Source organism: Nocardioides jiangsuensis (genome assembly GCF_019679455.1).
Taxonomy (GTDB): domain Bacteria; phylum Actinomycetota; class Actinomycetes; order Propionibacteriales; family Nocardioidaceae; genus Nocardioides_C; species Nocardioides_C jiangsuensis.
This window is the reverse complement of sequence record NZ_JAIEZQ010000003.1, coordinates 382,615-396,550: the sequence shown is the minus strand read 5'-3', so window position 1 is coordinate 396,550 and position 13,936 is coordinate 382,615. Positions and strand designations below refer to the sequence as shown.

The 13,936-nt window shown below is 72.3% G+C and carries 14 protein-coding genes; 6 read left to right on the top strand and 8 right to left on the bottom strand.

The features are described from left to right. Positions 1 to 4 precede the first annotated feature (4 nt). The 5 genes from K1X13_RS17820 to K1X13_RS17800 form a co-directional block, all read right to left on the bottom strand. Positions 5 to 856, bottom strand: a complete 852-nt coding sequence (locus K1X13_RS17820) for an Fpg/Nei family DNA glycosylase (protein WP_221026483.1) — start codon at positions 854 to 856, stop codon at positions 5 to 7. 12 nt (positions 857 to 868) lie between these two features. Continuing rightward, on the bottom strand, positions 869 to 1,372 hold the full coding sequence (locus tag K1X13_RS17815) for a ribose-5-phosphate isomerase (RefSeq protein WP_221026482.1): 504 nt from the start codon (positions 1,370 to 1,372) through the stop codon (positions 869 to 871). A gap of 84 nt (positions 1,373 to 1,456) precedes the next feature. Further along, positions 1,457 to 2,362 carry an alpha/beta hydrolase gene (locus K1X13_RS17810; RefSeq protein WP_221026481.1) on the bottom strand — a complete coding sequence of 302 codons (906 nt, stop codon included), beginning with the start codon at positions 2,360 to 2,362 and terminating at the stop codon, positions 1,457 to 1,459. Further along, positions 2,362 to 4,158: a methionine--tRNA ligase gene (metG, locus tag K1X13_RS17805; protein WP_221026480.1), complete on the bottom strand. Its 1,797-nt coding sequence runs from the start codon at positions 4,156 to 4,158 to the stop codon at positions 2,362 to 2,364. The genes K1X13_RS17810 and metG overlap by 1 nt, the downstream gene beginning before the upstream one ends. A gap of 184 nt (positions 4,159 to 4,342) precedes the next feature. After that, positions 4,343 to 4,999 (bottom strand): mycothiol-dependent nitroreductase Rv2466c family protein, encoded by a 657-nt coding sequence (locus K1X13_RS17800; RefSeq protein WP_372450717.1) that lies wholly within the window; start codon positions 4,997 to 4,999, stop codon positions 4,343 to 4,345. Positions 5,000 to 5,085: 86 nt separating this feature from the next. Here K1X13_RS17800 and pepN point away from each other — a divergent pair, with 86 nt between their 5' ends. Beyond that, complete coding sequence (gene pepN, locus K1X13_RS17795) at positions 5,086 to 7,638, top strand: aminopeptidase N (protein WP_221026479.1); 2,553 nt, start codon at positions 5,086 to 5,088, stop codon at positions 7,636 to 7,638. A gap of 100 nt (positions 7,639 to 7,738) precedes the next feature. Here pepN and K1X13_RS17790 read toward each other — a convergent pair whose 3' ends face one another. Further along, positions 7,739 to 8,125, bottom strand: a complete 387-nt coding sequence (locus K1X13_RS17790) for a DUF5130 family protein (protein ID WP_221026478.1) — start codon at positions 8,123 to 8,125, stop codon at positions 7,739 to 7,741. Then, the gene (locus K1X13_RS17785) at positions 8,112 to 8,492 is read right to left on the bottom strand and encodes a hypothetical protein (RefSeq protein ID WP_221026477.1); all 381 of its coding nucleotides are present in this window, start codon (positions 8,490 to 8,492) and stop codon (positions 8,112 to 8,114) included. The genes K1X13_RS17790 and K1X13_RS17785 overlap by 14 nt, the downstream gene beginning before the upstream one ends. 63 nt (positions 8,493 to 8,555) lie before the next feature. Here K1X13_RS17785 and K1X13_RS17780 point away from each other — a divergent pair, with 63 nt between their 5' ends. Then, positions 8,556 to 9,620 (top strand): mechanosensitive ion channel family protein, encoded by a 1,065-nt coding sequence (locus K1X13_RS17780; protein ID WP_221026476.1) that lies wholly within the window; start codon positions 8,556 to 8,558, stop codon positions 9,618 to 9,620. A 54-nt stretch (positions 9,621 to 9,674) separates the two neighbouring features. Here K1X13_RS17780 and K1X13_RS17775 read toward each other — a convergent pair whose 3' ends face one another. Beyond that, positions 9,675 to 10,100: an OsmC family protein gene (locus K1X13_RS17775; protein ID WP_221026475.1), complete on the bottom strand. Its 426-nt coding sequence runs from the start codon at positions 10,098 to 10,100 to the stop codon at positions 9,675 to 9,677. Positions 10,101 to 10,186: 86 nt separating this feature from the next. On the opposite strand from K1X13_RS17775, the gene K1X13_RS17770 reads away from it, so the two are divergent. From K1X13_RS17770 to egtC, 4 genes are read left to right on the top strand one after another with little or no spacing between them, the layout of a single operon-like run. After that, a complete protein-coding gene (locus tag K1X13_RS17770; protein WP_221026474.1) occupies positions 10,187 to 10,573 on the top strand; it encodes a globin in 387 nt (128 codons plus the stop codon). 36 nt (positions 10,574 to 10,609) lie between these two features. Further along, positions 10,610 to 11,830: a glutamate-cysteine ligase family protein gene (locus K1X13_RS17765; protein ID WP_221026473.1), complete on the top strand. Its 1,221-nt coding sequence runs from the start codon at positions 10,610 to 10,612 to the stop codon at positions 11,828 to 11,830. Continuing rightward, complete coding sequence (egtB, locus tag K1X13_RS17760; RefSeq protein WP_225915340.1) at positions 11,827 to 13,176, top strand: ergothioneine biosynthesis protein EgtB; 1,350 nt, start codon at positions 11,827 to 11,829, stop codon at positions 13,174 to 13,176. Before K1X13_RS17765 ends, egtB begins: the two co-directional genes overlap by 4 nt. 2 nt (positions 13,177 to 13,178) lie before the next feature. After that, a complete protein-coding gene (gene egtC, locus K1X13_RS17755) occupies positions 13,179 to 13,922 on the top strand; it encodes an ergothioneine biosynthesis protein EgtC (protein WP_221026472.1) in 744 nt (247 codons plus the stop codon). Positions 13,923 to 13,936 lie beyond the last annotated feature (14 nt).

The window sequence follows — 13,936 nt, the reverse complement described above, 5'->3', positions numbered from 1 at the left end:
CCGCTCAGGGGACTCCCGCACGCGACCGGAACCGGGGCTGGCACCGCGGGCACCAGAACAGGTTGCGTGCCGCGAGCACCTCGGTGCGCACCCGCGAGCCGCACACGTGGCAGGGCCGGTCGTGGCGGCGGTAGACGTAGACCTCTCCCCCGTGGTCGTCCTTGCGCGGGTCGCGGCCCATCGCCTCGGGGGTGTGCTCGTCGCGCACGGTGTCGATGCGGCCGGTCGCCACGCCCTCGTGCATCAGCGCCACGAGGTCGTGCCAGATCGCGTCGAACTGGCCGCGGCGCAGCGTGTTGCCCGGGCGCAGCGGGTGCATCCGGTGCCGGAACAGCACCTCGGCGCGGTAGACGTTGCCGACCCCGGCGATCACGGCCTGGTCCATGAGCAGGGTCCCGATCGGCGCCCTGCTCCGCCGTACCCGCTCCCAGGCCCGGACCGCGTCGGCGTCAGCGCGCAGCGGGTCCGGTCCGAGCCGCTCGACGACCGCGCACCGCTGGTCCTCGGTGAGCAGCTCGCACGCGGTCGCGCCGCGGAGGTCGGCGTACGACGGGGTGCCGGTGACCGTCCCGGCCGAGGCCAGCCGCATCCGGACCTGACCGACCGGCGCGGGCACGGGACCGCGGTGCACGTCGAGCCTGCCGTAGAGCCCGAGGTGGACGTGCACGAAGCGGCCGCCCTCGAACCGGACGAACAGGTGCTTGCCCCACGCCTCGGCGGTCTCGAGGACGGTGCCGTCGAGCAGCGCGGCCGACGCGGCGAACCGGCCCTGCGGGCTGGACACCTCGACGCGCTCGCCGGCGAAGTGCTCGGTGAGCGTCGCGGCGAGGCGGTGGAGGGTGTGGCCCTCGGGCACGGGCGGTGAGCCCTACGACCGCGCGCCGAGCGCGGACTCGGGCAGCGGCGGCAGGTTGCCGGTCTTCTCGTAGTCGCCGAGCATGCCGATGCGCCGGTCGTGCCGCTCGCCGTTGCTGTAGGGGGTCTTGAGGAAGACGTCGATGAAGCGGGTCATCTCCTCGAGCGTGTGCATCCGGCCGCCCACCGAGATCACGTTGGCGTCGTTGTGGTCGCGGGCCAGGGAGGCGATCTCCTCGCTCCACACCAGCGCCGCCCGGATCCCCTTGACCTTGTTGGCGGCCATCTGCTCGCCGTTGCCGGACCCGCCGATCACGACGCCGTAGCTCTCGTGGCCGTCCTCGCGGTCGGAGGCCACGCCCTCGGCCGCCCGCAGGCAGAACGGCGGGTAGTCGTCGAGGGCGTCGTAGACGAAGGGGCCGTGGTCGACGACCTCGTGGCCCTGGTCGACCAGCCAGGTCAGCAGGTGGTCCTTGAGGTCGAGGCCGGCGTGGTCGGATCCGAGGTGAACGCGCATGGGCCCAAGATTATCCGGCGGTCACCGGCGGCCGCCGAGCCGGTCGGCAGCCGTGCGCGGCGTCACGCCCGGCCCGGGCGTCGGTCAGACCGTGCGACGCAGGAAGTCGGCGATCTCCGCGAGCGACTCCTCCGCGGCGTCGAACATCGCGGGCTGCCGCCAGAAGCCGTGCACCATGCCGGCGTACGTGGTCAGCTCGGTGGGTACGCCGGCCTCCCGCATCAGCCGCGCCAGCTCGACGTCCTCGTCGACGAGCGGGTCGTGCTCGGCGGCCTGCACCAGGCTGGGCGGGAGCGTGCCCAGGAGCGGGGAGTCGATCGGCGCGAGGTCGGGGTCGGCTAGGTCGGCGGACGGCCCGGCGTACTGCTGCCAGTACCAGGCGGCGTCGTCCGCGCCCAGGCCGCCGGCCTCGCGGTGGTAGGACTCGAACCGCATCCGCGGGTCGACGAAGGGGTAGACCAGCACGGCGGCGGCGAAGGTGCCCGGGTGGCGCAGCGCGGCGACCAGGGCGAGGTTCGCGCCGGCGCTGTCGCCGAGCACGACCGGGCGGCCGGTGTCGACGCCCGCGGCCGGGCCGTGCTCGAGCAGCCAGGCCAGGGCGGTGTCCACGTCGTCGGGGGCGGCCGGGAACCGGTGCTCGGGCGGACGCCGGTAATGCACGGTGAGCACCGCGGCGCCGGTCCGGTTCGCGATCCGCCGCGACTGCGCGTCGTGGGTCTCGAGGTCACCGAACACGAACCCGCCGCCGTGCAGGTACACGACCGCGGTGGCCCCGGTGGTCCCGCTCCCGGCCTCGGCCGGGAGGTAGAGCCGGCAGGGCACCCCGTCGGCGTCGACGTCCTCGGCCCGCGCCACGTCCTCCCGGGGCTCGGCGGCGGCCTGCTCGCGGGCGAGGCGGCGCTGCGCGTCGACGTCGAAGCCGGGGTCGCTGACCCGCGGGCCCCGGGCCCACAGCGCCATCGCGGCCTCGGCCTGCGGGTGCAGCACCATCAGCGCTCCTCGAGCCGCTCGAGCTCCTCCTCGACCACCGAGGGGTCGAGCTTGGTGAACACCGGGGCCGGTTTGGCCACCGGTGTGCCCGGGGTGATCGGCCGGCGCTCCCAGCGGGGCGTGCCGGAGTACTCCCCGGTGATGATCGGGTACGACGGGCCGCCGTCGAGGTCCTCGACCTCCTCGATCACCGGCATCGGCGCGACGTCCCCGGCGCCCCCGAGCACCGCGTCGACGGCGTTGGCGCTGTGCGGCAGGAACGGCGAGAGGATCAGGTTGCAGTCGGCCACCGCCTGCGCGGTCACGTGCAGCACCGTGCCGAGCCGCTCCCGCTCGTCGTCGCCCTTGAGCTTCCAGGGCGCCATGTCGGAGACGTACTTGTTCACCTCCGCGACCACCCGCATCGCCTCGCCGACGGCCTGCTTCTGCCGGTGCCGCGCGATCAGCCCGCCCACGGTGCCGAAGCCTGCGTCGACCGTCGCGAGCAGCGCGGTGTCCTCCGCGGTGAGCTCGCCGGCCTCGGGGATCTCGCCGAAGCTCTTCGCGATCATGTTCGCGGTGCGGTTGACCAGGTTGCCCCAGCCCGCGACGAGCTCGTCGTTGGTGCGGCGGACGAACTCCGCCCAGGTGAAGTCGCTGTCCTGGTTCTCCGGTCCGGCCGCGGAGATGAAGTAGCGCAGCGCGTCGGGCTGGTAGCGCGAGAGCACGTCGCGGACGTAGATCACCACCGCCTTCGACGAGGAGAACTTCCGGCCCTCCATGGTCAGGAACTCGCTGGAGACCACCTCGGTGGGCAGGTTCAGGCGGCCGTACTCCCCCGGCTCGCCGCCTCGGCTGCCCCGCCCGTCGTACGCGAGGAGCTCCGCGGGCCAGATCTGGCTGTGGAAGGTGATGTTGTCCTTGCCCATGAAGTAGTACGACAGGGCCTCGGGGTCGTTCCACCACTCGCGCCAGCGGTCGGGCTCGCCGAGGCGGCGGGCCCACTCGATCGACGCGGAGAGGTAGCCGATCACCGCGTCGAACCAGACGTAGAGCCGCTTGGTCGGCTGCTCGAGCCACCCCTCGAGCGGGATCGGGATCCCCCAGTCGATGTCGCGGGTCATCGCCCGCGGCCGGATGTCCTCGAGGATGTTCTGGCTGAACTTGATCACGTTCGGCCGCCAGGTGCCCGAGGCCTCGCGCTCGTCGAGCCACTCCGCCAGCGCGTCGGCGAGCGCGGGCAGGTCGAGGAAGAAGTGCTGGGTCTCCACGAACTGCGGGGTCTCCCCGTTGATCCGCGAGCGCGGGTTCTTCAGCTCGGTCGGGTCGAGCTGGTTGCCGCAGTTGTCGCACTGGTCCCCGCGGGCGCCGTCGTACCCGCAGATCGGGCAGATCCCCTCGATGTACCGGTCGGGCAGGGTGCGTCCCGTCGACGGGGAGATCGCGCCGTGCGTGGTCTGCTCGATCATGTAGCCGTTGGCGTGCACGGTGGTGAACATCTGCTGCACGACGGCGTAGTGGTTGCGCGTCGTGGTGCGGGTGAACAGGTCGTAGCTCAGGCCGAGAGCGGCGAGGTCCTCGACGATGACCCGGTTGTTGCGGTCGGCGAGATCGCGGGCCGAGACGCCCTCGGCGTCGGCGGCGACCAGGATCGGGGTGCCGTGCTCATCGGTCCCGGAGACCATGAGCACGTCGTGTCCGGCCATCCGCATGTACCGGCTGAAGACGTCGGAGGGCACACCGAAACCGGCCACGTGGCCGATGTGGCGCGGGCCGTTTGCGTACGGCCAGGCGACGGCGGACAGAACTTTGCTCATGTGCCCGATCCTATTGGCGACGACAACGCGGTTCGCGCCCCGGTGGCCGCGATGGACCCGCGCTGCCGGAGTGGGTGCGCACGGCGCTGCGACGGCACCCCACGGTCCGGGCACCGAGCGGCGGCGGCCGGAGTCCGGGTCAGGCTCGGGAGACCTCGCATCCGACCGTGCCTCGACGGGTCAGTCAGGAGAAGTCGGGGTCCCGGTCGCGGGAGCGCTTGAGCTCGAAGAAGCCGGGAGTGCCCGCGACCAGCACCACGCCGTCCCACAGCCGCCCGGCGTCCTCGCCCTTCGGGGCGGGGGTCACCACGGGGCCGAAGAAGGCCACGCCCTCCACGCTGATCACCGGCGTGCCGACGTCCATCCCCACCTGGTCCATGCCGAGGTGGTGGGACTTGCGGACCGCGTCGTCGTACTGCGGGTCGTCCATCGCGTCCGCGAGCGCCTGCGGCAGGCCGACCTCGGCCAGCGACTCCTCGACCAGGGCGCGGTCGATGGCGCGGCCCTCGAGGTGGATCCGGTTGCCCAGGGCGGTGTACAGCGGCAGGAGCACGTCGTCCCCCTCGGCCTGCGCGGCGGCCACCGCGACGCGCACCGGGCCCCAGGCCGGCTCGAGCATCCTTCGGTAGTCCTCCGGGATGTCCTTGTCCTGGTTGAGGTAGGCCAGGCTCATCACGTGGAAGGACGGCGCGATCCGCCGCACCTTCTCCACCTCGAGCAGCCAGCGCGACGTCATCCACGCCCACGGGCACAGCGGGTCGAACCAGAAGTCGACGGGGGTGCGCTCGACGGCGCCGGCGTCGTTCCGGGTCTCGACGGTGCTCTCGGGGGCCACGGGCATCTCCTCGGCTGGGTGAAACTCCACTACATCGGAACAATCAGGTAACCGCTTGGCCTGTTCCCCGTCAGGGGTGTAAGGATGCGCACATGCCTGGAACCAACCTCACCCGGGACGAGGCGCGCGCCCGCGCCGAGCTCCTCAGCGTCGACTCCTACACCGTGGACCTCGACCTCACCACGTCCGACACCACCTTCGGGTCCACGACCGTGATCCGGTTCTCGTGCTCGAAGCCCGGTGCGTCCACGTTCGCCGACCTGGTCGGCGCCACGATCCACGAGCTGACGCTCAACGGGACGCCGCTCGACCCGGCCGCGGTCTACCGCGACAACCGGATCGAGCTCGACGGGCTCGCCGCGGACAACGAGCTGCGCGTCGTCGCCGACTGCACCTACAGCCGCACGGGCGAGGGCCTGCACCGCTTCGTGGACCCCGCCGACGAGCGGGTTTACCTCTACACGCAGTTCGAGGTCCCCGACGCGCGCCGGGTGTACACCACCTTCGAGCAGCCCGACCTGAAGTCGGTGTTCACCTTCCGGGTGAAGGCACCGTCGCACTGGAAGGTCGTCTCCAACGCCGCCACCCCCGAGCCCGTCGAGGCCGGCGTCGGCACGAGCGTGTGGAACTTCCCCACCACCGAGCGGATGTCGACGTACATCACCGCGCTGGTGGCCGGGGAGTACCACCAGGTGATGGACTCCTACGCCGGCAAGGGCGGCGAGATCTCCCTGGGCCACTACTGCCGCCAGTCGATGGCCGAGCACCTCGACACCGCCGAGCTCCTCGAGATCACCAAGCAGGGCTTCGCGTTCTTCGAGGACGCCTTCGACTTCCCCTACCCCTTCGGCAAGTACGACCAGCTCTACGTGCCGGAGTACAACATGGGCGCGATGGAGAACGCCGGCTGCGTGACCTTCCGCGACGAGTACCTCCCCCGCAGCCGCCAGACCCACGCCTTCTACGAGCAGCGCGCCAACACCGTGCTGCACGAGATGGCGCACATGTGGTTCGGCGACCTGGTCACCATGAGGTGGTGGGACGACCTCTGGCTGAACGAGTCCTTCGCCGAGTGGGCCTCGCACCACGCCTCGGTCAAGGCCACCAAGTACGTCGAGGCGTGGACCGGGTTCACCAACGGCCGCAAGAACTGGGCCTACCGGCAGGACCAGCTCCCCTCCACCCACCCGGTCGCCGCGGACAACTACGACCTCGAGGCCGTCGAGGTGAACTTCGACGGGATCACCTACGCCAAGGGCGGGTCGTCGCTCAAGCAGCTCGTGCACTGGGTCGGTGAGGAGCGGTTCATCGAGGGCCTGCGCGCCTACTTCAAGAAGCACGCATTCGGTAACAGCGAGCTCGAGGACCTGCTCGGCGCGCTCGAGGAGGCCTCCGGCCGCGACCTGCAGGCCTGGTCGCAGGAGTGGCTGCAGACCTCCGGGGTCAACACGATGACCGCCGCGTTCGAGGTCGACGCCGACGGCGCGTTCACCTCCTTCGCCGTGCACCAGTCGGCCCACCCCGACTTCCCGACGATCCGTCGCCACCGCATGGGGATCGGCCTCTACGACAGCGTCGAGGGTCGCCTGGTCCGCCGTACGTCGGTGGAGATCGACGTCGTGGGCGAGCGCACCGAGGTCGCCGAGCTCGTCGGCGAGCGGCAGCCGGACCTGGTGCTGCTCAACGACGGCGACTACACCTACTCCAAGATCCGGCTCGACGAGCGGTCGCTGGCCACCGTCGTGGGCTCGATCGACACCCTCGACGACTCCCTGGCGCGGGCGCTGTGCTGGGGCGCGACCTGGGACATGACCCGCGACGCGGAGATGTCCACCAGCGACTTCGTCACGCTCGTGCTGCGCGGGCTCGGCACCGAGACCGACCTGACCGCGGTCGGCTCGCTGCTGCGCAACGCCAAGACCGCGGTGGACCTCTACTCCGCCCCGGCCTCGCGCGCCTCGCTCAAGGCCACCTGGGAGAGCGGGCTGCGCAAGCTGCTCGAGAACGCCGAGCCGGGCAGCGACCACCAGCTCGCCCTGGCCCGGGCCTACGGCGCGGCCGCGACCAGCGAGGAGGCGCTCGGCTTCGTGCAGGGCCTGTACGACGGCTCGGCCACGCTCGACGGCCTCACCGTCGACACCGACCTGCGCTGGGCGCTGCTGAAGTCGCTGGCCGCCTCCGGTCGGGCCGACCGCGACGCGGTGCTCGCCGAGCGCGACCGGGACAACACGATCTCCGGTCAGGAGAACGCCGCCGCGGCCCTCACGGTGATCCCGACCGCCGAGGCCAAGGAGACCGCCTGGAACGACGCGGTCGTCCGCGACGACGTGCCCAACGAGACGCAGCGCAGCATCGCGTTCTCCTTCCAGGTCCCCGGCCAGGAGGAGCTGCTCGCACCGTACGTCGCCCGCTACCTCGACGTCGCGGCCACGATCTGGGAGCAGAAGGGCGTGCAGCGGGCCACCGTGGTGCTGGTCAACCTGTTCCCGCGGGCGATCCCGACGCGGGAGACCCTCGACACGGTCAACGCCTGGCTCGCGACCTCCGACGCCAACCCCGCGGCCAAGCGCTACGTCCGCGAGGGCTGCGCCGACCTCGAGCGTGCGCTCGCCGCCCAGGCCAGGGACGCCGGCATCACCGGCTAGACCGGTCTGTTCCGGGGCACACCGGACACCCGCCGCTCACGTGAGAAGGGCCGCACCCCTCGGGGTGCGGCCCTTCTGCGTTGCGTGCGTACGGGAGGCGCTAGGCGCCTGCGTGCAGCATCCGCGGCTTGCGGGCGTGCTCCGCGAGCATCAGCACGCCCTGCTTGATGCCACCGACCAGGTCGCCTGCGGCGAAGGCGGTCTGCATCGACAGGGCGGCCAGCCGCACCTCGCTGTCGTCGAGGTCGCGGCGCACCTCGGCGCCGGTCACGATCTCCAGGATCCGGGCGGCCGGGTCGACCATCACCAGCACGGTGCGGTCGGGGGCGGTCAGCGTGGAGTGCAGCCGGTGCGCGAACGGGCCGGTCTCGCCCTCGGAGGCACCGACGTAGACGGAGAACTCGTAGCGGCAGACCGTCTCGGCGTCGCGGATCGCCCTGTCGATCTCGTGCCGCTCCGGGGCGGTGAAGGCGTCACCAGCGGACACTTGCGCCACCCCGGTCGGCCTCGTCGTGGCCCTCGATCGCCTTCGGGTCGACCTTGTCGGCCGCCTCGAGCCCGCCGCGCGGGCCGCCGAACCACTCGCTCTCGCTGCGCCAGGCCTGGCCCGGCGCGTGCTTCTCGCCGCGCACCATCGAGGGGATCAGCACGAGCAGGCTGATCACCACGAACAGCGCCAGCGGGATGGCGACCAGGACGATCAGGAAGGCCATGGGAGACACCGGCTCGGCGACCTCCCACCCCTCCGGCGGAGCCGCGACGGCGGCCGTGGAAGCGACGGAGACGAGGACGGCCGGGGTCAGCGCGACCGCTCGGGAGAGTCGTCGTACGACGGGCTGGTTGAGGTCAGACATCACGGTGTCAAGGGTACCGAACCCGGTTTGGCGGCCGAGAGGCGATCTCGTAGCCTGCGACGCATGAGCCTGTTCGACAACGCCACTGTCTGTAGCGGGGTGCAGAGCAACTCCTGCGACCTCGTCTACAACGTGACCAGGAACGACACCCTGGCCGTCGCCGCGGCCTGGGTGATCGGCAAGCCCATCGCCATCCTCGGTCTGGTGCTGCTGGGCGTGATCGCGCGCTGGCTGCTGCACCGCCTGATCGACCGGGTCACCAGCCGCGCCTCCGAAGGCGTGATGCCGAACGCGCTCACCCGCAGCAAGCTCGGCCGGGCCGGCGAGCGGGTCCTGGTCAGCGGCTCCCCCGCCACCGCCCGCCGGGTCCAGCGCGCCAAGACCATGGGCTCCCTGCTCAAGAGCGTGGTCACCGGCGTGATCTTCACCATGATCCTGATCATGTCGATCGCCGAGCTCGGCTACGACGTGGCCCCGCTGATCGCGAGCGCCGGGGTGATCGGCGTCGCGCTCGGTTTCGGCGCGCAGAGCCTGGTCAAGGACTTCTTGTCCGGGATCTTCATGATCTTCGAGGACCAGTACGGCGTCGGCGACGTGATCGACGCGGAGTACGCCTCCGGCACCGTCGAGGCGGTCAGCCTCCGGGTCACCCGGCTCCGCGACGTGGACGGCACGGTCTGGTACGTCCGCAACGGCGAGATCCTGCGGATCGGCAACATGAGCCAGAACTGGGCCCGCAGCGTCCTCGACATCCGGGTCGGCTACTCCGAGGACCTCTACCGCGTGCAGAACCTGCTCAAGGAGATCGCCCACGACCTGTGGGAGGACGACGACTTCAAGAAGGTCATCATCGAGGAGCCCGAGGTCTGGGGCGTGCAGTCGCTCGACCCCGAGGGCGTCGTGGTCCGGGTGACCCTGAAGACCGCGCCGCTCGAGCAGTGGGAGGTGGCCCGCGAGATGCGCGAGCGGATCAAGGCCCGCTTCGACCACGAGGGCATCGAGATCCCGCTCCCCCAGCGCGTCGTGTGGCACCGCGAGCAGCCGGGCAGGGCCGCGGCCTCCCCGAACGGCACGGGTGCGGACACGACGAAGGCCCCGGACACTGCCGGGGCCTCCGAGGGGCGCTGACCCGCGCCGGCGGGCGTGCTGCGGTGACCCGGGTCACGCCGGGACGGATCCCGCTCAGGCGAGCGACGCGTCCAGGGTGATCGTGGTGCCGGTGAGCGCCTGCGACACCGGGCAGTTGGCCTTGGCGTCCTCCGCGGCGGCCTGGAAGTCCTCGGCGCTGAGCCCCTCGACCGTGCCGACCACGGTGATGTGGATGCCGGTGATGCCCTGGCCGGGCTGGAAGGTCACGTCGGCCTTGGTGTCGAGCGACTTCGGCGTGCCGCCGGCCTTCACGAGGGTGTTCGACAGCTGCATCGAGTAGCACGACGAGTGTGCGGCGGCGATGAGCTCCTCGGGGCTGGTCTTGCCGCCCGGCTCCTCGGTGCGCGCGGGCCAGGAGACGTCGTACGTGCCGAGACCGGAGGAGTCGAGGGTGACCTGGCCGGCGCCCTCGAAGAGCGTGCCCTGCCAGCGGGTGGTGGCGGTGCGGGTGGCTGCCATGTGTTTCTCCTTCTCGTCGGTGGCTTTCGTCTCGACTATGGCAGCCGGGTCAACCGGGCACTTGCCGGAGAGGGGACAATGGACCGGTGAGCAGCGAGCAGACCTTCTACGACGCGATCGGCGGCTACCCGACGATCGCGAAGATCGTGAACCGTTTCTACGAGGGTGTGGCCACCGACGAGCTGCTCCGGCCGATGTACCCCGAGGAGGACCTCGGCCCGGCCGCGGAACGGTTCACGCTGTTCCTGTGCCAGTACTGGGGCGGCCCGACGACGTACTCCGACAACCGTGGCCACCCGCGGCTGCGGATGCGACACGCGCCGTTCGCGGTGTCACCCGCCGCGAAGGACCGCTGGCTGGTGCACTTCCGGGCCGGTCTGGACGAGGCCGGGCTCACCGCGGAGCAGGACGCCCAGTTCTGGGACTACGTCACCCACGCCGCCCAGTTCATGGTGAACACCTTCGACGAGTGATGGCGCGGGTTTTGCTCCGTCGGCCATGATGTCGTGGTGACCAGCACCACAGTCGACTCCAGGCCGGTGCCCTCGCTGGGGGACGCCGAGGCCTACGTCGCCATGGTCTGCTTCAAGCACGGGCCACCCGAACGGGTCGGGGTCGAGCTGGAGTGGACCGTGCACCACCGCGACAGCCCCGCACGTCCGCTCGACCCCGCGCAGCTCGCCGACGCGCTCGGCGACCACGCGCCCCCCACCGTCGCCCCGGGCAGCCCCCATCTCCCGCTGCCGGACGGCTCCCAGGTCACCGTCGAGCCCGGTGGCCAGGTCGAGATCTCCTCCGCGCCGGACCACTCGGTCGGCGCCCTCCTCGACGCGGTGGCCCGCGACACCGCCGCCCTCGACTCCCTGCTCGCCTCCGCCGGCCTGGTCCGCGGCACCACCGGCATCGACTCGCACCGAGGCTCCGACCGGATCCTCGACGTCCCGCGCTACGCCGCGATGCAGTCCTTCTTCGACCGGATCGGCCCCTGGGGCTCCTCGATGATGTGCAGCACCGCGAGCACCCAGGTCTGCCTCGACGCCGGCGAGGAGGCCGACACCCCCGCCCGCTGGGCCGCCCTGCACAGCGTCGGCCCGGCCCTGGTCGCGCTCTTCGCCAACTCCCCCGTCGTCGCCGGCCGCGACACCGGCTGGGCCTCGAACCGGGTCCGCGCGACGCTGGGCACCTGTCCACCGGTCACCCACCCGCTGGCTCCCGGCGGCGACCCGGTCGGGTCCTGGGTGCGCAGCGCGATGACCGCCCCGGTGCTGTGCGTCCGTCGTGAAGGCCGCTGCTGGGACGTGCCGCGGCCCACCACGTTCGCGGAGTGGGTGACGGGATCGCTCGGGACCGCGCCGACGTACGACGACCTCGACTACCACCTGAGCACGCTCTTCCCCCCGGTCCGCCCCCGCGGCTACGTCGAGGTCCGGTACGTCGACGCGCAGCCGCCCGACGCCTGGCATCACCCGGCCGTGCTGCTCGCCGCCCTGATGTCGAGCCGCGGGACCGTGGAGCGGGCCGCCGAGCTGACCGAGCACTGCGCCGACCGCTGGCTGGCCGCCGCGCGGCACGGGCTGGACGACCCGACCCTGCGCGAGGCCGCGCGCGACCTCGTCGACCTGGCCGCGGACCACCTCGACCCCGACCTGTCCCCCGGCCTGGCCGACGACCTGGTCGACACCCTGCAGCGCCGCACCGCCCCGAACGCAGCGAGGAGGCCGCCCGCATGACCGCACCCGAGACCGACCACCCGATGACCGGGCTGGGCGCGGAGCAGCTCCGCACCCACGCCGCCGAGCACCTGCTCCGCGCCCGGGACCGCAGTGTCACGCTCACCGACGCCGTGGACGACGACGACCTGGTCCGCCAGCACTCCCCCCTGATGTCCCCGCTGGTGTGGGATCTCGCCCACGTCGGGAACCAGGAGGAGCTCTGGCTGGTGCGCGACGTGGGCCGCCGCGAGCCGGTCCGTGCCGACATCGACGAGCTCTACGACGCCTTCAAGCACGCCCGCTCCACCCGGCCCACACTGCCGCTGCTCGGCCCCGCCGAGGCCCGCGGCTACGTGCGGGAGGTGCGCGACAAGGTGCTCGACGTGCTCGACACCGCCTCCTTCGACGGGAACCGGCTGACCCGGCACGCGTTCGCGTTCGGCATGGTCGCCCAGCACGAGCAGCAGCACGACGAGACCATGCTGGCCACCCACCAGCTCCGGGTCGGCGCGCCGGTGCTCCAGGCCCCGGAGCCCCCCGCCCCGCGCGCCCCGCTCGCCGCGCGCGAGGTGCTCGTCCCCGCCGGGGAGTTCACCATGGGCACCTCCACCGAGCCGTGGGCGCTGGACAACGAGCGACCCGCCCACCCGTCGTACACCGACGCCTTCGTGATCGACGCCGGCTGCGTCACCTACGGCGAGTACCTGCGGTTCGTGGAGGCCGGCGGCTACGACCAGGCGCGGTGGTGGTCCGCCGCCGGCTGGCGCCACGTGCGGGAGGCCGGGCTCACCGGTCCGAAGTACCTCACCCGCGACGGGGACCGCTGGCTGCGCACCCGCTTCGGGTCGGTGGAGCCGGTCCGCGAGGACGAGCCGGTGACCCACGTCTGTTTCTACGAGGCCGAGGCGTACGCCGCCTGGGCGGGCAAGCGGCTGCCCACCGAGACCGAGTGGGAGAAGGCCGCCCGGTTCGATCCCGCCACCGGCCGCTCGCGGCGCTACCCGTGGGGCGACGACGACCCGGGCACCGAGCACGCCAACCTCGGCCAGCGACACCTGCGCGCGGCACCGGCCGGCGCCTACCCCGCGGGCGCCTCGCCGCTCGGTGTGCAGCAGCTGATCGGCGACGTGTGGGAGTGGACCGCCAGCGACTTCCTGCCCTACCCCGGCTTCCAGGTCTTCCCCTACGCGGAGTACTCCCAGGTGTTCTTCGGCCCCGACTACAAGGTGCTCCGCGGCGGCTCGTTCGGCACCGACCAGGTCGCCTGCCGCGGCACCTTCCGCAACTGGGACTACCCGATCCGGCGGCAGATCTTCGCCGGCTTCCGCTGCGCCCGCGACGCCCGGCCCGACGAGGTGGCCTGACCGTGTGCCGCCACCTGGCCTACCTCGGGGCGCCGGTGCCGCTGGCCGAGGTGGTCCTCGACCCGAGCCACGGGCTGCTCGAGCAGACCTGGGCGCCGGCGGACATGCGCGGCAGCGGCACCGTGAACGCCGACGGCTTCGGGGTCGGCTGGTACGACGGGGACGGCGACGCGCTGCGCTACCGCCGGGCCGTGCCGATGTGGGCCGACGCCGGCTTCCCCGACCTCGCGCGCCGGGCCCGGTCCTCGGCGATCCTGGCCGCCGCCCGCAACGGCACAGTCGGCATGCCGGTGGTGGAGACCGCGTGCGCGCCGTTCCGGCACGGCCGCTGGCTGTTCAGCCACAACGGCGTCGTGGCCGGCTGGCCGGCGTCGGTGGAGCGGCTGGCCGCGGCGCTGCCGGTCGCGGACCTCCTGGTGCTCGACGCGCCCACCGACAGCGCCGTTCTGTGGGCGCTCGTGCGCCGGCGGCTGCTCGACGGGGTCGCCCCGGAGAAGGTGGTCGAGTCGGTCACCACCGAGGTCGGCACGGCTGCGCCCGGCTCCCGGCTGAACCTGCTGCTCACCGACGGCGAGACGGTCGCCGCCTCGACGTGGGGGCACAGCCTGTCCGTGCGCGAGGCGGCCGACCACGTCGTGGTCGCCTCCGAGCCGTTCGGCCCCGACCCCGCCGCGTGGGAGCCCGTCCCCGACCAGCACCTCGTGGTCGCGGACGCCTCCTGCGCCACCGTCCGCCCCCTGTCCTGAGTCGAAAGGCACCC